Source organism: Shewanella xiamenensis (assembly GCF_014647135.1).
GTDB lineage: Bacteria > Pseudomonadota > Gammaproteobacteria > Enterobacterales > Shewanellaceae > Shewanella > Shewanella xiamenensis.
This window is the reverse complement of the sequence record NZ_BMOP01000034.1, coordinates 1-21262: the sequence shown is the minus strand read 5'-3', so window position 1 is coordinate 21262 and position 21262 is coordinate 1. Positions and strand designations below refer to the sequence as shown.

At 46.0% G+C, this 21262-nt stretch carries 15 protein-coding genes; 9 read left to right on the top strand and 6 right to left on the bottom strand.

Annotated elements, in window-relative coordinates; all coding sequences use genetic code 11:
* Positions 1 to 23 precede the first annotated feature (23 nt).
* On the top strand, positions 24 to 611 hold the full coding sequence (locus tag IEY09_RS18670; protein ID WP_037425228.1) for a CoA pyrophosphatase: 588 nt from the start codon (positions 24 to 26) through the stop codon (positions 609 to 611).
* A 24-nt stretch (positions 612 to 635) separates the two neighbouring features.
* On the opposite strand, the gene IEY09_RS18665 is transcribed toward IEY09_RS18670, so the two are convergent.
* Positions 636 to 971 carry a hypothetical protein gene (locus tag IEY09_RS18665; protein WP_037418216.1) on the bottom strand — a complete coding sequence of 112 codons (336 nt, stop codon included), beginning with the start codon at positions 969 to 971 and terminating at the stop codon, positions 636 to 638.
* A gap of 195 nt (positions 972 to 1166) precedes the next feature.
* Between IEY09_RS18665 and asnS the strand changes: the two genes are divergently transcribed.
* Together asnS and IEY09_RS18655 are read left to right on the top strand one after the other, a co-directional pair.
* Positions 1167 to 2567 (top strand): asparagine--tRNA ligase, encoded by a 1401-nt coding sequence (asnS, locus tag IEY09_RS18660; RefSeq protein ID WP_037418214.1) that lies wholly within the window; start codon positions 1167 to 1169, stop codon positions 2565 to 2567.
* A 240-nt stretch (positions 2568 to 2807) separates the two neighbouring features.
* Positions 2808 to 3818, top strand: coding sequence for a D-alanine--D-alanine ligase (locus tag IEY09_RS18655; RefSeq protein ID WP_188872249.1), 1011 nt, complete (start codon positions 2808 to 2810; stop codon positions 3816 to 3818).
* An 83-nt stretch (positions 3819 to 3901) separates the two neighbouring features.
* On the opposite strand, the gene IEY09_RS18650 is transcribed toward IEY09_RS18655, so the two are convergent.
* From IEY09_RS18650 to IEY09_RS18635, 4 genes are all read right to left on the bottom strand, one after another.
* Positions 3902 to 6157 (bottom strand): sensor domain-containing phosphodiesterase, encoded by a 2256-nt coding sequence (locus IEY09_RS18650; protein ID WP_188872264.1) that lies wholly within the window; start codon positions 6155 to 6157, stop codon positions 3902 to 3904.
* Between the two features lie 332 nt (positions 6158 to 6489).
* Entirely contained in the window at positions 6490 to 7704 is a 1215-nt protein-coding gene (locus IEY09_RS18645) for an RsmB/NOP family class I SAM-dependent RNA methyltransferase (protein WP_037418205.1), read from the bottom strand.
* Positions 7705 to 7856: 152 nt separating this feature from the next.
* The gene (locus IEY09_RS18640) at positions 7857 to 9125 is read right to left on the bottom strand and encodes a sugar MFS transporter (RefSeq protein WP_037418202.1); all 1269 of its coding nucleotides are present in this window, start codon (positions 9123 to 9125) and stop codon (positions 7857 to 7859) included.
* A 139-nt stretch (positions 9126 to 9264) separates the two neighbouring features.
* Complete coding sequence (locus IEY09_RS18635; protein WP_037425237.1) at positions 9265 to 10887, bottom strand: alpha-glucosidase; 1623 nt, start codon at positions 10885 to 10887, stop codon at positions 9265 to 9267.
* Positions 10888 to 11384: 497 nt separating this feature from the next.
* Here IEY09_RS18635 and IEY09_RS18630 point away from each other — a divergent pair, with 497 nt between their 5' ends.
* The 6 genes from IEY09_RS18630 (at position 11385) to IEY09_RS18605 (ending at position 20946) form a co-directional block, all read left to right on the top strand.
* Positions 11385 to 14114 carry a TonB-dependent receptor gene (locus IEY09_RS18630; protein ID WP_188872247.1) on the top strand — a complete coding sequence of 910 codons (2730 nt, stop codon included), beginning with the start codon at positions 11385 to 11387 and terminating at the stop codon, positions 14112 to 14114.
* A 116-nt stretch (positions 14115 to 14230) separates the two neighbouring features.
* Positions 14231 to 15721 carry a tryptophan halogenase family protein gene (locus IEY09_RS18625; RefSeq protein ID WP_188872245.1) on the top strand — a complete coding sequence of 497 codons (1491 nt, stop codon included), beginning with the start codon at positions 14231 to 14233 and terminating at the stop codon, positions 15719 to 15721.
* Between the two features lie 68 nt (positions 15722 to 15789).
* Positions 15790 to 17820, top strand: a complete 2031-nt coding sequence (locus IEY09_RS18620) for a glycoside hydrolase family 13 protein (protein ID WP_229778040.1) — start codon at positions 15790 to 15792, stop codon at positions 17818 to 17820.
* Between the two features lie 77 nt (positions 17821 to 17897).
* Positions 17898 to 20027, top strand: a complete 2130-nt coding sequence (locus tag IEY09_RS18615; protein ID WP_188872243.1) for an alpha-amylase family protein — start codon at positions 17898 to 17900, stop codon at positions 20025 to 20027.
* 118 nt (positions 20028 to 20145) lie between these two features.
* The gene (gene gloA2 / locus IEY09_RS18610; protein WP_188872241.1) at positions 20146 to 20529 is read left to right on the top strand and encodes an SMU1112c/YaeR family gloxylase I-like metalloprotein; all 384 of its coding nucleotides are present in this window, start codon (positions 20146 to 20148) and stop codon (positions 20527 to 20529) included.
* Positions 20530 to 20736: 207 nt separating this feature from the next.
* A complete protein-coding gene (locus IEY09_RS18605) occupies positions 20737 to 20946 on the top strand; it encodes a hypothetical protein (protein WP_188872239.1) in 210 nt (69 codons plus the stop codon).
* Between the two features lie 17 nt (positions 20947 to 20963).
* Here the strand turns inward: IEY09_RS18605 and IEY09_RS20290 are convergent.
* On the bottom strand, positions 20964 to 21262 hold a 299-nt coding region (locus IEY09_RS20290), incomplete at its 5' end, for a hypothetical protein (RefSeq protein WP_229778033.1).

The window sequence follows — 21262 nt, the reverse complement described above, 5'->3', positions numbered from 1 at the left end:
GACAGGAATGAGTGGGGAAACCTATGGATCAAGCGGAATTTAGACTCAGATTCAATCTACACCCATTAGCTAAGCAAGATCCGGCGGCGCTCCCTCACCAAGGACTGCGAAAAGCGGCGGTGTTAATTCCCTTGCAGGAAATCCGTGGCGAGCTCAATCTGATTTTAACCCAAAGACCCATGCATCTTCGGGCGCACCCAGGACAAATCAGTTTTCCGGGAGGAAAGATTGAACCCAGTGATCCAAGTGCGATTATGGCGGCATTACGAGAAGCCGAAGAGGAAATTGGTCTTTGCCGAGAAAATGTGGATGTGATAGGTACTTTCCCTGCCCACAATACCTTTACTGGGTTTGAAATTACCCCAGTGGTCGGGATCATCAAGCAAGATTTTACCTTAAGACTCGATCCAGGCGAGGTTGCCGATTGTTTTACCGTGCCTTTAAGTTTTTTTATCGAACCAAGCCATCGGCATCGTAACGCATTCTTACGCAAAGGCCGTTATTACAGCGTACACTTTATCCCGTATCAACAGCGTTTTATCTGGGGAGCGACAGCGGCGATCATCGATCACCTCTGTCGGCATGTGAGTCTGCCCGAGGAGATGCTGTAAAGCCGCATTGCTCTTTTGGATAATTTAAATCACAAAATGTACATATAAGCCCGCCACTAACGACGTTAACAGCAGCAAGGGAATATTAAACCAATAACCCAGTTTACTGTGGTGGGCAACATAGTAGTTAAACGCTAGACTTATCAGACTTATCGCACCACAGCCCCAGATGATATATTGCAGTAATTCGGTTTCGCTTGGGTCCCAATAGTGCCTGAAGGTTTCACCGCGACTCAAGTAGGACCCGACCTCTCGTTCGGGGCGAGCCTCGCCAAACACCATCAGCGCGTACACCGCCAATGTCCAACCCAAAATAGATAATGTCGCGAGGATGAGCTGGAATATTTTAACTTTTCTCATATCGCCTCCGAACGTTTAACGCACGATAACCAAACAACCTAAAGATGTCGGATTGTGGTTGATTGGGTATATATTGCTTAATAGCGGTAATATTCACCTCAGGATACCTTTTTCAGCTTGAGAAAAGCCACCAGCAAGGTAATATAAACCTCCAAAATTTTCATATAAAACGTTTCGTTGGAGAACTAAGCAACAATGAGTATTGCATCAGTCGCTTCTGTATTTAAAGGTGAGCACGCAGTCGGTTCTACAGTCACCGTACGTGGATGGGTAAGAACTCGTCGTGACTCTAAAGCTGGCATCTCTTTTTTGGCAGTCTATGACGGCTCCTGCTTCAATCCTATTCAAGGTGTCGTGCCAAATAGCTTAGAAAATTACGACAACGAAGTGTTAAAGCTAACTGCTGGCTGCTCGGTGATCGTAACCGGTGAGATTGTGGAATCTCCAGGCGCGGGCCAAGCCTATGAGCTGCAAGTGACTCAAGTTGAAGTGACTGGCTGGGTTGAAGATCCAGACACTTATCCAATGGCGGCTAAACGTCATTCTATTGAGCATTTACGTGAATTGGCGCACTTACGCCCACGTACCAACATCATTGGTGCCGTTGCTCGCGTACGTAACTGTTTATCTCAAGCCATTCACCGTTTCTACCACGAAAATGGCTTCGTGTGGGTATCTACACCGCTGATCACCGCATCTGACTGTGAAGGCGCGGGTGAAATGTTCCGTGTATCCACACTGGATATGGAAAACCTGCCACGCACCAGTGATGGCAAAGTAGACTACGACAAAGATTTCTTCGGTAAAGAGGCTTTCTTAACCGTATCGGGCCAATTAAACGGCGAAACCTACGCCTGCGCCCTGTCAAAAATCTATACCTTTGGCCCGACTTTCCGTGCTGAAAACTCAAACACTAGCCGTCACTTAGCGGAATTCTGGATGGTTGAGCCCGAAGTGGCCTTTGCCACCTTAAGCGATATCGCCAGTCTCGCTGAAGGCATGCTGAAATACGCCTTCAACGCAGTATTAGCTGAGCGTATGGACGATTTGCAATTCTTCGCCCAACACGTGGATAAAACCGTAATTGAGCGTCTGCAATCCTTCGTCTCGAGCGATTTCGCCCAAGTGGACTACACCGATGCAGTAGATATTCTGCAAAAATGTGGCCGTGAGTTCGAATTCCCAGTGTCTTGGGGTATCGACTTATCCTCTGAGCACGAGCGTTATCTGGCCGAAGAGCACTTTAAAGCCCCAGTGGTTGTGAAGAACTATCCAAAAGATATCAAAGCCTTCTACATGCGCCTTAACGAAGACGGTAAAACCGTTGCTGCGATGGACGTGTTAGCCCCTGGCATTGGTGAAATCATCGGTGGCTCGCAACGTGAAGAGCGTTTAGACGTGCTGGATATGCGTTTAGAAGAAATGGATCTGAACAAAGAGGATTACTGGTGGTACCGTGATCTTCGTCGTTATGGCACAGTGCCACACGCAGGTTTTGGTCTAGGCTTTGAGCGTTTAGTGTCTTACGTCACTGGCGTATCGAACATCCGTGACGTGATCCCATTCCCACGTGCACCACGTACCGCGAACTTCTAATATCGTTTCTTAGAAAGTTGTCCTTAAAACGCGCTAACAGCGCGTTTTTTATTGCTGTCAAACTGCGCTAAAATTCATCACTCAATCAAACAGCTTAGCCAGAGTCCTTGCGCTTTAGGGGCGAAGAAATCTAAGATGGCAGCGGCTAATACAGTGTCGTTATTTTTTAGCCCAGTTGCATGTTAGTGGCGTAGTTGCACGAAGCAACTCAACAGCATTTTGCTCAATCGAGGAATCATAATGTCAAAGATCAATTTACTTTTGCTGTGCGGCGGTGGAAGTGCGGAACACGATATTTCCCTACTGTCGGCTAATTATTTTGAAACCTCGTTAGCAAAATCAGAACAGTTCAACGTACTACGTGTGGTACTGGATAAATTTGGCCAATACCAAACCGCCGCAGGCGATGACTGCGAGCTGACCAATAACCGTGAGATCCGCTTTCGTGACGAGAGCAAAGCCCCTTGGCCCGTGGATTATGTGATCCCTTGCATTCACGGTTACCCAGGTGAGACAGGCGACATTCAGTCTTACTTTAATCTTATCCAACTGCCCTACTTTGGTTGCGAATCCGAAGCGAGCAGTAACTGCTTTAACAAGATCACCGCCAAAATGTGGTTCAGCGCCTTAGGCATTCCCAACACGCCTTATATCTTTTTAAATCAATACGATGATGAAGCCATTGCCCAAACTCAAGCGGCACTTGAAAATTGGGGGTCAATTTTCGTCAAGGCTGCGTCTCAAGGCTCATCGGTCGGTTGCTATAAGGTGGATGAGGCTAGCAAAGTGAGCGAAATACTCAAAGATGCCTTTGGTTATGCGCCCTACGTGATTGTTGAAAAAACCATTAAAGCCCGTGAACTTGAAGTCGCAGTTTACGAATATCAAGGTGAAGTGATCGCCACCCTACCCGGCGAAATCATCTGCGATAGCAATACCTTCTACACCTTCGATGAAAAGTACGCGAAAAACAGTAAGGCGCGAACCGATGTCGTCGCGCAAAATGTACCGACTGAAATCAGCGATCAGATCCGAGCCTATGCGATTAAAGCCTTTAAAGGCATGAAGTTACGTCACCTGTCCCGTATCGACTTTTTCTTAACCGCGGACAATGAAATCCTGCTGAACGAAATCAATACCTTCCCAGGTTCGACGCCCATTTCGATGTTCCCTAAGATGCTGCAAAATCATGGGCATGATTTCACCCAATACTTAAGTTTAGTGATTAACAGCCAGTTAGCGGCAAAGTAACCACCTTAATCAGAGAAAGGTTTAGTCACAATAAGAGCGCCAATGGCGCTCTTATTGTTTGAGATGATACATAGTGATGATGATCAACACGGCGACATGGCCGCTTGTTTCGCCAGTAATTCAAAAAACGCTGCCTTGGGCATGGGTTTATAAAATAGATAACCCTGAATTTCTTGAATATGGTTATCCATCATTACCTTAAGCTGTTCTTGAGTTTCAACCCCTTCCGCCGTGACTCGCAGATTAAGTGCATGACTTAAGCGTACTATCGCTTCAATCAAGGCAAGATGTCGCTCACCTTCCGAGAGCCTGTCAATAAAGCTCTTGTCGATCTTAATTTGATCAATAGGGAAATTCGCTAAATAAGACAACGAAGAATAACCCGTGCCAAAATCATCGAGGGAAATGTTAATACCTCGACCACGTAACTCATTAAGCACTTGAATTAAATGAGTATGTTTTTTCATTAACAGGGATTCGGTGATCTCCAAGGTGATCAACTCATAGGGAAAATCTTCTATCCCTAAACCTTCAATAATATCGGCGAACGAATCACAAAACTCATCCTGCAACTCATGAGACCAAAATTCAAAGGTCGACACGTTAATCGCTAAACTCATCGGCCAACCGAGCGCTTGCATTTCAATAATGGTTTGCATCACCGCTTGGCGTACACAACGGCCAATATTGACAATTAAACCACTGTTTTCAGCAATGGGGATAAACTCATCGGGGGAAATAAACTGTCCTTCATGCTGCCAGCGCAGTAGCACCTCAGCACGCACAATAAGCCCCGTTGTCGCATCGACTATCGGTTGAAAATACAACTCGAAAGCTTTTTGCTCTAATGCTTGCTTAAGTAGCGTGTGTAAATTAGCAATACGCTCTGCATTTTGTTGCATTTGTTCGGTAAAAAAATGATATCTATTACGGCCATTCGCCTTCGAGATATACATCGCTTGGTCAGCGCAGTTTAACAGTTGCTCTAAATCGAGGGCATCTTCAGGGAATCGCGCAATACCAATACTCACTGAGCTATAAACGCCTTTATCGAGGGATAATTCATAACGTCGATAAACCTGCTTATTGATCTTGTCAGCGAGTTGCGACAGTTCTCTTTGAGTCACAACCCCTGGCAGTAGGATGGCGAACTCATCACCACCTAAGCGTGCAAACACCGCCTGCTCGTTCAAACAAGTTTTAACCTGTTCCACCATCTGCACTAAGAGGACATCGCCTTTGTCGTGACCGTAGGTATCGTTTACTTGTTTAAAGTTATCCAAATCCATCAACATAAAGCTAAAGCCAGGCGTTAGGCTATCGGCACAAATAAGCTCTTGGATTTGTCTAAACAAGGCATTACGGTTAGCAAGTCCCGTCAGGGAATCATTATTCGCTTGATATTTGATTAACTGAGCCGCTTTTTTACGCTCACTGACGTCAGAAAATAACCACGCAAACCCATTATCTGTACTATGGGGTTCACGAAAAACCGTTACGGTTAAATCGAGGTAAAAGGTTTCACCATTATTCCGCAGACCTACCAGTTCACCCTGCCACATCTTCCCCTCAGAGAGATGGTTAAAGAGGGAAGCAATTTCATGGGGCTCAGAGGGAGAGAAAAACAGCTCAGGATTAAAATCTAAAATAGGCTCAGGCTGTGGCCAAACCATCAGTTTAAAAGCATCGTTGGCATAAAGTACCGAATGCTTTTCATTAGTGATCACCAGTGCTAGGGGTAAACGATCAAATATTTTCACTGCAAGACGCTGAAACTCCAGCGATCGACTACGTTCTATCGCTAAACTCGCTAATCTTGCTGCCTCAGCGATTAAGGTTAAATCCGCAGCTGTTGGGGATTTAATGACTTTGTAATACATTGCAAAGGTGCCAAGCACCTTACCTTGAGAATCTTTAATAGGTTCAGACCAACAAGCTCTTAATCCATGAACAAGTGCATAGGATTTATACAAGGCCCAATAAGGATGATGTTCGATATCCTCAACAATCACCCTTTCCCCCGTATAGGCCGCAGTACCACAGGAACCAGCCTCAGGGCCAATTTCGACGCCATGGATAGCTTGATTATAACTATCAGGTAAATGGGGTGCGGCCCCCATGAGCACTCTTTTACCGTCCTCACTGAGCAATAAGACCGAGGCGTGGGTACCAAGGCGTTGATCTTCAATTTTTAACACTAAGGCATGGAGAATTTCTGCCAATGGCGCACCATTGAGCAGCATTGAAAGAATACCGTTGTAACACTCGAGGCTAACGTTTTGATTAAACGGGGCACTTAACTTATCAACCGCACCTACAACCTGCATTCCTTCGTCCATAGTACCCTTGTCAGTTAGCGTGTAAGTTAACGACATTACTAAGGTGATTAACCTTTGTAAATGAGAAGTGAATTTTAGGAGTATAAACAAGCTAAAGCAACCTTTCGATGTGTAACCAAAGGTTGCTTTAGTCTAAGGAATATTGACGTTAAAGGATTATTTTTGCCGCAATTGGGTTGCAAGTCCCTACACTAAAGTCTTTTAAAACCACTCGACCTCCCATAGGAACAACCATACATCACAGCGCATTTCGCGAGCATGCTCTAGCAAGGGCACATTCATGTAATCTCGAAGCGTCAACCCTCTAGGAAATTAGGCGAATATACTGCGGTTTATTCTTGAATGCGTTCAAGCTTTGCGAGATAAAAACCATCAAAACCAGTATCGGCTGGACTGATCGTTTCATCCTCGAGTAAACGGAAATTGGGATTTTCAGCTAAAAAGGCATCCACTTGACCGCGGTTTTCGCAGGGGAAAATCGAGCAAGTCGCGTACACCACAATGCCACCGACCTTCACCATGCGACTGTAACTGCTGAGAATATGCTTTTGCAGTTCCATCAACACAGGTAAACGTTCAGCGGTATCACGCCATTTGGCGTCGGGATTACGCTTTAATACCCCAAGGCCAGAACAGGGCACATCGAGCAGGACGCGATCGGCGCTAAGTTTTAAGCGTTTAATGGTTTTAGAACCGACAATTAACCGTGTTTCAATATTGTGGGCACCATTACGACGGGCGCGCTCTTTCAGATTGTCGAGTTTCCATTGCTCCACATCCATCGCTAACAAACGCCCTTTACCTTGCATTTGTGCAGCAATATGCAAGGTTTTTCCGCCAGCACCAGCGCAGGCATCAATCACTCGCATACCCGGTTTGGCATCGAGCGCAGCGGCTACCCGTTGTGAGCCCGCATCTTGCTGCTCAAATAAGCCATCTTTAAAGCTATTAGTACGAAACAGTGCCGAATCCGATGTCACTTCAAGGGCAGAATCAACGCTTTCGACCGCTTGAGTTGAGACAAATTCGGCCGCTAATTTTTGCGTTAATTCATCACGGGTGACTTTTAAACCATTAACCCGCAGGAAACGTTTAGGTGGCGTGCTTAAGGCCGCGCGCTCTTTTTCCCACGAAGCCCCCAACTGCTCATGTCCCATGGTATCTAACCATTCCGGGCAACCGTCCCAAAGTACGGGGTTAGTTTTAGCCTGTTCAATACGCGCGGCTAAATCATCAGTATCCACTGGCAGTGAGTACTGCATTTTAGGCAGTTCCAGCGCGTGAAATAAGTGCCACACATTAAGTAGCTTTGAGCCTAAACGCGCCATTTCTTCCGGCTTGATGTCGGCTAAGAAACAGTAAAGATTTAAGCGGCGTAGAATATCGCCCGTTACAGTCGCGATCCGCGCCTGCTCGGCGGGTACTAACTTTAATCCTGAAAAATGCTGAGAATAAGCCCGGTCTAAGGGTTTTCCTTCGCTTAGCACCATAGCTAAGATATTGATCACTAATTCATTCGAGCTGGCAGAAAGCGGAGAATTCAACATTTACAGGTCACCGTGAGTAATAAAACCGAGGGATCATAGGAGGTCAGGCACGAATACGCAAGTAAACAGATGCTCAGTTGCTATTAAGCACTGCAAAAGCCTAATAAAAAAGCGATCCACAGGGATCGCTTTCATAAAACACTCAAATGCTATTACATTTTAGAGCCCCGAGCACCATAGAATAGAATAAAACCGTAGCACACCACAGGCAGAATAAATGCCAGTTGGATGCCTAAGTTATCGGCTAACACGCCCTGCAATAATGGCACAATCGCTCCCCCCACAATGGCCAAACAGAGGATACCGCTACCCTGAGAAGTATGGGGACCTAAATCTCGCAGTGCTAAGCTGAAAATGGTCGGAAACATGATTGAGTTAAATAATCCCACGCCCAAAATCGCCCACATGGCAATGCTGCCACTGGTTGTCATGGCCACCAACACTAACAATGCCGCCATAAAGGCATTGAATGCAAGCACTGTGCCTGCGGGGATTTTTTGCATCACAGCCGAGCCAATAAAACGTCCGACCATCGCGCCGCCCCAGTAATAGGCGATGTAATGGGCCGCTTGTTCTTCTGGCATACCGACTATGTGTGATTCACCAAGGAAGTTGACTAAGAAGCTACCGATAGAAACCTCAGCGCCCACATAGACAAAAATCCCCACTGCGCCCAGCACTAAATGCGTGCTTTGTAGTGCGCTGGTTTTACCTAAATGGGTTTGAACCCCACCAGTTGTTTCAGTATGTTCACGGATCACCGGCAAATCTAACTTAGCAAAAATGATGGCAAGTACGGCAAGAGCTGCGGCGAGCAACAAGTAAGGCAGTTTAACGACTTCCGCCTCGGCATTGGCTTGCGCTAATTCAGAAGACGCCGTTGCCGCCACCGATAAAATCAAAATCGAGCCAAAAAACGGCGCAACTGTGGTGCCAAGTGAGTTAAAAGCTTGTGTCAGGTTTAAACGGCTCGATGCAGTTTCTGCGCTACCAAGGGCGTTGACATAGGGGTTGGCTGCCACCTGTAAAATGGTGATGCCTGAGGCAAGCACAAAAAGTGCGCCGAGAAATAAACCGTAGGTTGCAAGGGATGCGGCAGGATAAAACAAGCCACAGCCGATACTGGCAATCACTAAGCCTGTGACAATCCCTTTTTGGTAGCCAAGTCGTTTAACAAGTTGGCCAGCTGGAATAGACACCAAGAAATAAGCCCCAAAGAAACAAAACTGGATCAACATCGCTTGGGTGTAATTGAGTGAAAAAACAGCTTTTAGGTGGGGGATCAGAATATCGTTTAAACAAGTGATAAATCCCCACATAAAAAACAGTGAAGTCAGTGATACTAGCGCAAAACGGTAGTTGCCATTATCCGATCCGCTGACGCTGGTCGTGTGGCTGCTGGTGTTAATAGATGACGCCATAGTTGTGCTCTCTAATCATGTTTTTATTATCTAAAGGGTATGTCCCTTAGGCGTTTGCGTAAAACAACAAGCAGTAACAATCGAGTTGTCACTGCTTGTTTGAGGCCATAGCAGGAAGACCGCTAACTTATACAACCAACTAGACCAATAGTGCATAGAAGCTGGCATAGGCTGAAAATATCAAGTTATCACCCTGCAAGTGTGCGGTTTTTAAACCATGTCCGGTTAATTCTTGCTGTAACTTAAGCCCTGCTAGCGACAACTGAGTCTCAGAGTCTAATAGGTTGAAGCAAACCAATAGCTTCTGTTCCCCAAGTTTACGCACAAACACCAATAACGGCTCTGGCGCATCGAGAAACTCAATCTCCCCTTCAATCAAAATAGGATAACCTTTGCGCCATGCAAGGAACTGACGATAGCTATGTAACATAGATGCGGGGTCAGCTTCTTGTACATCAACAGCCAGAGCTCGATGCTCGCTTGTCACTGGTAACCAAGGGGTTACTTGACTAAAGCCTGCAAAATCTGCATGTTGCTCCCATGGCATGGGAGTACGGCAACCATCTCGCCCCTTAAACATCGGCCAGAAGGTTTTGCCGAAAGGGTCTTGTAACTCGTGGAATTCAATTGGTGCTTCGGTTAAGCCAAGCTCTTCCCCTTGATAACTACAGACACTGCCACGCAGCGAACAAAGCATCGCATTAAGCATTTTCACCATATCGGGTATTTGCTTACCGCGCCCCCAACGGCTCGCTACCCGCTGCACATCATGGTTACCGATTGCCCAGCAGGGCCAGCCATCGCCAATACTGCCTTCCAGCGCTTCTACCGTTTGGCGAATATAAGTGGCACTGTAGTCATCGGTCAGCAACTCAAAACTGTAAGCCATGTGTAAGCGATCTTCGCCCTTGGTATAGGCAGCCATTACAGCGAGTGAGTCTTCAGCAGAAACTTCACCTAAGGTCACAGCGCCTGGATAACGATTGATAAGTTGGCGTAATTCTTCAATAAACTGAATCGTTTGTGGGCGATCGTTATTGTAATAATGGTACTGATAGGCATAGGGATTATCTTCACTAAATCCCCGCCCTTGGCGTTTATCCTTGGGTTTTGCCGGATTATCACGAAGCTGCTCATCGTGATAACAGAAGGTAATGGCATCTAAGCGGAAACCATCGACGCCCTTCTTCAGCCAAAACTCCACATTATCTAACACGGCTTGACGTACTTCAGGATTGTGGAAGTTTATGTCGGGTTGGCTGCGCAAAAAGTTGTGCAGATAATATTGTTGCCTGCGCGGTTCCCACTCCCAAGCGCAACCACCAAAGATCGCTAGCCAATTATTGGGTGCGGTACCATCTTCCTTCGGATCCGCCCACACATACCAATCGGCCTTAGGATTGGTACGGTTCTCACGACTCTCGATAAACCACGCATGTTGATCCGAGGTATGGCTTAACACTTGGTCGATAATGACTTTAATACCGCATTGATGGGCTTTTTCAATCAGCTCATCGAAATCCTGCATCGAACCGAATAAAGGATCGACCTCGCGATAATCACTAATATCGTAACCAAAGTCGGCCATAGGGGATTTAAAGAAGGGTGAAATCCAAATGGCATCCACATTCAGGCTGGCAATATAATCTAACTTAGTGATGATCCCGCGAAGATCGCCTACGCCATCACCATTGGTATCTAAAAGGCTGCGTGGATAGACTTGATAAATTACGGCGCCACGCCACCAGGTTAACTCACTCATAATGCCCCTTTATCCTTATTCTTCAGCGAGCTAACCCAAAAACTCACTAACAGGCAGTTACAGCAATGTTACTGCGGAGTAAAGGCGCTACGGCTTGTATTTGTGACAGCGAGCATACGTGAAGAAGGAAATAAGGTTCAATACACCTGCATACGTATGCAAAGCGCACTATCATCAGACCTGTCTAACCAATAACAAAATAACCCTTTATTAACATTGTGTTATACTAAATTTGCTGGAGATAAAATTGGACTTTTTTTCCCCATAACCCCAGTTTTAGCGGGTGCATGAGCTATTGAATACGTATGCACTATATTGTGACCCCAAGATTAGCGGGAGTAGTATCTTCACCGTTGCATAACAATTTGGTCATAAACGCAGCACTTATGCAGTCAATTAAGCGCCGAAATACCAAAAAAGGCCGCAAAAACAATGCGGTAATAACGATAAAACGCTCTACATAAGCGGTTAAAAGCGACTTCAAGGGGAAGATAGAAATGATGCGATTTAAACCCAGCTTGCTGACCTTAGCACTTGTTGCTGCAGGCGCCAGTATGCACTCCTACGCAGCAGATGATACTACTGCACAATCGACAGCAACCAAAGACGAAAATATAGAAGTCATTCAGGTGACTGGTATTCGCCGTAGCTTGCAAGAATCCCAATCGTTAAAAATGTCTTCTTCTTCTATCGTTGAAGCGATTTCTGCTGAAGATATTGGTAAGTTACCTGATGTGAGTATTGCCGAATCGCTTGCCCGTCTTCCTGGTGTATCTGCACAACGTTTAGATGGTCGTGCAAACGTGATTTCGATTCGCGGAATGGGACCCGATTTTACCACAGCAACACTCAATGGTCGTGAACAAGCCTCAGTTAACGATAACCGCAGTGTTGAGTTTGACCAATATCCATCCGAATTACTTAACCGTGTCGTCGTGTACAAAACACCAGATGCATCGGTAATGGCACAAGCTATTGGCGGTACCGTTGATATGCAAACCATTAGCCCTCTTTCACATGGTGAACAAACGATTGCAGTAGCAGTGCGCGGTGAAATGAACGACCTGGGCGCACTCAACAGTGGCTCCGACGACAAAGGTTACCGCGGAAGTATTTCTTATATTGACCAATTTGCCGATGATACCTTAGGTGTCGCCATTGGTTATGCCCGCATGATGTCTCCCAACCAAGAAGAACGTTGGCAAGCCTGGGGTTATCCAGATAATGCTAATGGTGACAGTGTATTAGGTGGTGCAAAACCCTTTGTTCGCTCGAGTGAATTAGAGCGTGATGGCCTACTGGCTGTGGTTGAGTATGCACCAAACGACCGATTCCATTCTACATTGGATGTCTATTACTCAAAATTTGTAGATGACCAACGTTTGCGTGGTATTGAAATCCCTGCTGCTTGGGGCACCAATGGCGGCGTTGTTGCCACTACGACTGTCGATGGTCTGGTGACTGAAGGTGTAATCAAAGGCGCTGAAGTGGTTGTACGTAACGATGTCAACAAACGTGACGCGGACTCTTTATCCCTCGGTTGGAACAACAAATTCAGCGTCAATGATAGTTGGAACCTTGAAGCTGACGTGTCACTCTCTAAGGCAAATCGTACCGACATCGGTATGGAGAGCTACTCAGGCACTGGTCGCGGTACAGGTGTTGGCGCTGTTGATGACTTAAGCTTTGCCTACAATGGTAAAGGCGGATATGTTTTTGATCATAATCTTGATTATGCAGATAAAAACCTAATCAAACTTGGTGACCCTCTCGGTTGGGGCAGCCCGCTTGGCGCCAATACTCAGGATGGTTTTATTAACAAGCCTGAAATTGAAGATGAACTCACCTCTTTGCGTCTCAGTGCCGAATACATTCTCGATGGTGGCGCAGTTCGCAGTATAGAATTTGGTGTAAACCGGACCGATCGTGATAAAACCAAAGTCGACAAAGGTTATTATTTAACGCTCAAAGGCTATGATGGTTCTGCCGATTACACCATGACAGTACCCGATAAGTATTTACTCGATCCGACCTCCCTCGCCTTCTTTGGCATGGGCAATGTGCTAAGTTATGACTCTTTAGCGTTCTACAACGATGGCAACTATATCGAAACAGACGTCGCCGGTGTGGATTTAAGCCGCGCGACTAATTCTTGGGCGGTACAGGAAAAAGTTACTACGGGTTACGTATTAGCAAATCTTGAATCTGAAGTCTTTGGTATTCCATTCACGGGTAACGCCGGCCTTCAGGCAGTTCATACTGATCAGTCGTCGGATGGGACTGTTTCCACTGTAGAAGCCGGCAAAGTAATTTTAACACCACGCACCGCGGGTGACTCCTACGTTGAATGGCTGCCAAGCTTGAACTTAAGTTTTGAAGTGGCCGATAGCCAAGTGGTGCGTTTTGCAGCTGCGCGTACACTAACCCGTTCACGTATGGATAAAATGAATGCCAACCTGAACTACAGTTATACAGCCAATCCAAGTAGTGGCAATCTTAACTGGAATGGTAACGCGGGTAACCCTGAACTTCGTCCCTGGTTAGCCCGTCAATATGATTTAGGTTATGAAAACTACTTCAGTGATCAAGGGTATTTCTCGGTCGCCGTATTCTATAAGGATCTTGAAAACTACGTTTACAATCAATTTACCGAATTTGATTTCAGCACCCTATTCCCACAAAAGCCAACAGACAACCCGATTGGTAATATCGACCAACCTCAAAATGGTGAAGGAGGTTATGTTCAAGGAATTGAGGCTGCCGTTTCAGTAGATTTTGGCATGTTCGCTGATGTGCTCGGTGGCTTTGGTACTGTACTGAGTGGTTCATACAATGACAGTGAAGTGAAAGAAACACCAACGAGCGAACCCACAACCCTGCCTGGCTTGTCTGAAAAAACCTTTAACGCCACAGTTTATTATGAAAACTCAGGCTTTGAAGCGCGTATCAGCTCACGTTACCGCAGTGACTTCCTCGGTGAAGTAACTAAGATCAGTCTGCAACGTGAAAACGTCAACATTAAAGCGGAAACAGTGGTCGATGCCCAAGTCAGCTATGACTTTAGCGAAAGTGGAATTGAATCATTGTATGGTCTGTCAGTTCTTTTCCAAGTCAACAACTTAACCAATGAACCCTTTACGTCTTACTTCGGTTCTGATCAACGTTTAGTGCGTGATTATCAAAACTATGGTCGTAACTTTATGTTAGGCGCTAACTACAAGTTCTAATCGTTTACGTACCAAGCCTCTGCAATCTAATGCAGAGGCTTTTCTCTTTATTGTTCAATTATCAGTAATTTCCCATTGAGTCATCAGCCTTAAACATCAACTAAAGGGCTTAGATCATGAGTCAAATCAAAGATATTGTCATTGTAGGTGGCGGCACTTCGGGTTGGATGACGGCCGCATTATTAGCAAAATTATTTAAACATACCCTTAGCATTACTCTCGTAGAGTCAGAAGATATTGGCACCATTGGTGTAGGTGAGGCCACTATTCCACCACTGCAATTATTCAACAGTGTTCTAGGGATCCCCGAAAACGAATTTATCAAAGCGACCCACGCCACTTTTAAGCTCGGTATTCAATTTGAACACTGGGGCAAACAGGGTGATAACTATATGCATGCCTTTGGCAATATTGGTAAAGATATAGGATTTACGCAATTTCACCATTATTGGCTAAGTGCTAAACCACAGGAAATAAGCGCATTTTGGGATTATTCCCTCAATTATCGAGCCGCGATCAGTAATAAATTCCAATCACTTGAACAAATCCCCCATTCACCTTTGGCGGGTATAACCCATGCCTATCATTTCGATGCTGCTTGCTACGCTCAGTTACTACGACAATACAGCGAAAAAGCTGGCGTAAAACGCATTGAAGGTAAAGTTGAAGCGGTAAATTGCCTAGATAATGGCCATATTGCCAATCTGACACTGGTGTCTGGTAAATCTGTTCACGGTGATTTTTTTATTGATTGCTCAGGATTTGCTGCCCTATTAATAGGAAAAACACTTAATGTTGGCTATGAGAGTTACCAAGATTGGCTACTGTGCGACAGTGCTTTCGCCGTGCCCAGTGAAAAAGGTGGTGTAATAAAACCCTACACGCGCTCGATTGCCCATGAGGCTGGTTGGCAATGGCGGATCCCGCTACAACACAGAACAGGAAATGGCATCGTTTATAGCAGCCGCTATATGAGTGATGACGAGGCAAAAGCAAAACTACTGTCGACACTTGAAGGTAAACCTCTCGCTGAGCCGAAAAAAATATCCTTTATTCCTGGCCGTAGGCTTAAACAGTGGCAGCATAATTGTGTTGCTATAGGTCTCTCAAGTGGTTTTTTAGAACCTCTTGAATCTACAAGCATTCATTTAGTGCAATCGGCCATCATTCGCTTAACTAAATTGTTTCCCCACCAAGGTGTAGTCCAAGCAACTGTGGATGAGTTTAACCGGCAATCTCAGCTCGAATTCGAACAAATTCGCGACTTTATTATCCTGCACTATTACCTAAACCAACGTTCAAACTCAGATACCGACACGCTATGGAGCGCGTGTCAGCAAATGCAGATACCTGAAAGCTTGCAACAGAAAATCAGCCTTTTTAGCGAAACGGGCGCTATTTTTAGGCACAAGGATGAACTCTTTACCGAAGCGGCTTGGGTTCAAGTGATGTTAGGACAGGGAATAATCCCTACAGATTATAATCCTCTCGCAAACACTATCGCCCCAGAGGCTTTAACTGAATTTATAAGCAATATCAAAGTGATAATCAATAATACCGTGAGTAATATGCCGACCCATGAACAATATCTCGCACAGATATCTTAAGCCTCATCAAGTAAAATAGCCTAAAAGTGTAAATACTTGACTTACTTGGCACTGAATAAGGAACAATTATGATCTTAACACAGCGACATTTACTACTCAGTATTAGCCTTTTAATCAGTTGGAATACTCAAGCAGGGACAATTGATTCTGCAGCGTTATTATCAGCCAATCTCAGTGCTAATGAAGTCAATTCAACAGCTCCTTTAACTCTCGAACCGCTCTCTTGGTGGGCGGGCATGCATAATCCTAAGTTGCAATTAATGCTACACAGCAGCGCCCTACCCTCGGATGCAACGCAGCTTAAGGTTGAGATAGCTGGCCAAGATGTGGTGTTTGAAGGGATTGAACAGACGGATAATCCCCATTATTTGTTCATCAATTTAGATTTGCGCCAAGCTAAACCGCAGACCTTTGATATCCGCATTCTCACTGGCGACAAGCAGCTCTTCCAACTGCCCTACACTTTAGCTGCGCGGGCAGATGGCAGCCGAGAGCGCCAAGGTTTTAGCAATAAAGATGTGATTTACCTTATCACCCCAGACCGATTCGCCAATGGCAACCCAAGCAATGATAATCAAGCCGATATGCTCGAGCATGCGGCGCCAGAAAATTCCGATGGTCGCCATGGCGGCGATATCGAAGGTATTCGCCGGCACTTAGATTACTTAGCCAAACTGGGCGTCACTCAGCTGTGGATCAACCCACTGCTTGAAAATAACCAAGCCCAGTACTCCTATCATGGTTACGCCATTACTAATCTTTATCGGGTCGACCCGCGTTTTGGCAACAATCAGGATTACCAAAGGTTAGTCACGGAGGCCAAACAACGTGGCCTAGGCGTAATTAAAGACGTTGTGCTTAACCATATTGGCTCAAATCATTGGTGGCTAAAGGATTTACCGAGCAGTGACTGGCTCAATTACCCACAGCAAACCAATGTCACTGACACCCAAACGGCTCCTGCGGCCAGTTCTACCAGCCCGAGCTTTACCAGTCCGAGTTTTACCAGCCATAGACGCACCACAGTGCAAGATCCCTACGCCGACATGCAGGATAAACGGGATTTTGTCGACGGTTGGTTTGTAGATTCGATGCCCGATCTTAATCAACGCAATCCAAAGCTTGCGACTTACCTTATTCAAAACAGCATTTGGTGGGTGGAATACGCGGGGCTTTCGGGCATTCGTGAAGACACTTACTCCTACGCCGATAAAGCCTTTTTAGCCCGATGGTCAAAAGCCTTAATGGCGGAATACCCGCATTTTAATATTGTCGGAGAAGAATGGACCGCCAATCCCAATACCGTCTCCTATTGGCAAAAAGGCAAAATCAATGCCGATGGCTATACCTCAGATTTGCCGAGCCTGATGGATTTTCCACTTTATGAAAAGCTGCTTGAAAGCCTGAACGAGCCAGAAGGCTGGGATACTGGTTTTATCAAGCTTTACGAGATGTTAGCTAACGATGTGGTATATGCGAACCCAAGCCAGTTAGTCCTCTTTGAAGGTAACCACGATACCAATCGGATTTATAGTCTGCTTAAAGAAAACCTGCCGCTGTATCAAATGGCCCTCACCTATGTGTTAACGGCCAAACGCATTCCACAGCTGTTTTACGGTACCGAAGTATTGATGACCAGCCCGACCAAAGATCGCCACGACGGTGTAGTGCGTAGTGATTTTCCGGGTGGCTTTACCAATAGCAAAGTCAACGGTTTTAGCGGTAAAGGGCTAAATGCAAAACAGCAGCAAGCACTTGCGTTTGTGCGCACCCTACTCAATTACCGTAAGCATTCAGCCGTGCTGCAAACGGGCGATTTACTGCACTTTGTGCCGCAAAACGGCATTTATGTGCAATTTCGGTGTGCTGCAAAACATGCCCTCGCGGGCAATGCCTGCTACCAAGCCGATGCAGATAAAGTGATGGTGATTTACAACAAGAATGACCAAGCACAAACGCTCGATTTAAGCCGATTTAACAAGGTATTGGCAGGCAATAGCTCTGCTATTTCTGTCTTCTCGGAGGATAAGTTCAAGCTGAATCAATCACTTGTTCTGCCCAATGCTGGCGTTATGCTGCTTGAACTCAATCATCAATAACCCATACTCAATAGCAAACTTAGCTAACAGCGCGGCCAAACCACAGTTTGGCCGCCAAGTCAGTAAAGGAACCTAGGTTGAATTTTATATTATCTAACAGCAGCAAACGTCGCGCTTATCGCTGGCAACAGGGATTTAGCATACTGGCACTCAGCAGCATTAGCACCTTTTGCACCATGACCACACCAGCAATCAGCACTCAAGTAACGGCGTTAGATGCAGTGGCGGCTAAAACTGTGCCTGCCAATCTAAATGCCGACGAAGGTGAAATCCTGCCAGCCGATCATAATGCTGAGCAAGCATATAAGTTTAAACCCGTTGTTTATCAAATTTTTACCCGACTCTATGGCAATAAAAACACCACCAATAAACCTTGGGGCACGATTAGCGAAAACGGTGTGGGTAAATTTAATGATATTGATGACACAGCGCTCAAAAGTATCAAAGACTTAGGCGTTACCCATGTGTGGTATACGGGTGTACCACACCATGCCTTAATTGGCGATTACAGTGCGATTGGCGTTAGTCACGATGATCCCGATGTGGTTAAAGGTCGCGCCGGCTCGCCCTATGCGGTTAAAGATTATTACAACGTAAACCCCGATTTAGCGGTCGATCCCGCCAAGCGTTTACAGGAGTTTCAGGCACTTATCGAGCGCACCCACAAGCAAGGCTTAAAGGTGATTATCGATATAGTCCCTAACCATGTGGCGCGTAATTACCATTCCATCACTAAGCCCGAGGGCGTGCGCGATTTTGGTGAAGACGATAACCAAACCCTTGAATATGCAAAGCATAATAACTTTTACTATGTGACTGATAAAAAGCAATCCTCTGGCTTTCAAGTGCCAGATTTACCAGAGAGCCTCAAACCGTTAGGCGGCGAATCGCATCCCCTAAGTGATGGTCAATTTGAAGAGATCCCCGCCAAATCGACGGGCAATGGCTCACGCCTTGCCAAGCCAGATATGAACGACTGGTATGAAACCGTTAAAATCAATTACGGTGTCCGCCCCGATGGCAGCCATGATTTCCCCGCACTGCCACTACGCTATGCCACCCTCGGCGCCGAGCTGCACTACGATTTCTGGCAACAACGAACCCGTGAATTACCTAACTCTTGGATCAAGTTCAATCAAATTGCCCAGTATTGGTTAGCGATGGGAGTCGATGGATTTCGTTACGATATGGCCGAAATGGTGCCCGTCGAGTTTTGGAGCTATTTAAATAGTCATATAAAACATAGCCATCCCGAAGCCTTTATCTTAGCTGAGGTCTATAACCCAGCGATGTATCGCGACTATATTCAGCTCGGCAAAATGGATTACCTCTACGACAAGGTCGATCTTTACGACACCCTCAAAGCCATTATGGCAGGGCAAAAAAGTACCGCGCAGATCGCCGCAGATCAGGCCAAAGTGCAAGATATCGACTCGCATATGCTGCATTTTTTAGAAAACCACGACGAGCAGCGCATCGCTAATGCCGCCTTCTTAGGCGCCTTAACTGGTAACACCTCAACGGATGCGGTCGATCCCCGCTACGCCCTGCCCGCCATGGTGGTGTCAGCAACCTTAAGTACCTCACCTACCTTGATTTATTTTGGTCAAGAAGTAGGAGAAGCGGCGACGCAAAACCTAGGCTTTGGCCATGCTTCGCGCACCAGTATTTTTGATTATGCGGGCGTCCCCGCCCATCAGCGCTGGATGAATCAAGGTAAATTTGATGGCGGCCAATCTACTCCAGCAGAAGTCGCGCTGCGCACCTATTACCAAAAATTATTGAACCTCAGTACGGGGCAGAATGCGCCCGCGCTCTTAGGGCAATATGACTCGCTAGATGCAGCCAACCGTAGCGCGGTATCGGCCGCAAAGCCTAGCAATAAGGCCAACAATAAGACAATCAATGGCAGCGCAACGAGTTATGATGACGCAACCTTCGCTTTTGTCCGCTTTGAGGCCAATACCACCGCTAACAAAGGCCAAAAGCTGATTATTGTCAGTAACTTTAGTCAAACCCAAGCCAAGTCATTTTCACTTAAACTGCCCCAATCTCTGATTGCGCAATGGCAGTTAACCGATGCAACCTATCCGCTTAAGGATTTACTGGAAGACCATGAGGCGCAGTTGGTTGTCGAACAAGGTGAAGGACAAGTTAAATTGCAGCTAGCACCTCTCTCCTCCGCGATATTTGAACTCGTCCATTAGCCAGATAGCAAAGTAAGATAAAAATCTTAGGTTAGCGCCAGAGTCACACTTAGTTGTGACTCTGGCTTTTTTAAAACACACTAGCGTAAACATCAGTTAAACAGCACAGAGGCAAACCATGTTACTCGGCATTCACCATGCAGCGATTATTTGCAGTGACTATCAAAAGTCCAAACACTTTTATGTGACTATTCTTGGCCTTAGTGTGCTTGCAGAGCATTATCGTGAGGCGCGCCAGTCCTACAAACTCGATTTACAACTACCGAATAAGAGTCAAATCGAGTTGTTTTCCTTCGACAATCCTCCCAAACGCTCTAGCTATCCCGAAGCATGCGGCCTTAGGCATCTCGCCTTTCGCGTCGCATCGATTGAAACGGCGATCGAGCATCTTACGGCCCATGATATCGCCGTCCAACCCGTCCGCATCGACGAATACACAGGCAAAAAGTTCACCTTCTTTAGCGATCCAGACGACTTACCCCTAGAGTTATATGAGCTATAACCTGAATCCTCGCTGTATTAAAATGTAAATAAAACAGCGCACTAAAATAGCGGATTAACACAACGATTAAGATGAATAAAGCTTAATTACGCCAAGGGATATTTAGCAGTAGACTCAATTCAGCGGCGCAGCACTAGCTCATCGTTTGACCAATATGACACAGTAACAGGTCAGCGCTTACCAAGGCTAATCACAGAGGAACTCAAGGTGTTTGATAATCCAGCAATATTGTTATGGAGTTTAGTCTTTGGCCTCTTTGGTCTTGGCTTTTTCACCTACGGCAAGCGCCAAGCCGCCCCCATCCCTCTGACCGTCGGCCTCACCCTGATGATTTACCCTTATTTTGTCACCAATCTCGCGCTACTTATCGCCATCGGCATCGCCCTTATCGCACTCCCCTATTTTGTAAGAATATGATTTTAATATATGAAGATCTAAAAACTAGGAATACGTTGAGATAAGAAAAGAGAAAATTTTTGAGTGACGGGCAAACATGCTGCTCCTACCGAGAGTAAGCTATGCATTTGCTCGAAGATCCGCAGCGAGTCCATCCGTGGATGTAGGGCCGCCTGTCTGATGTGAATGGATTCACGAATGCCGCGATGACATGGATAATGGAATGGACCCATCCACTTTAAATCGGCCTCGCAATGGGCCACGATGTAGTCGCTAAAACTCATCAGAAAGAGGACGGGTCCACCTATGAAGATTACTACAATCGGTTTAGATATCG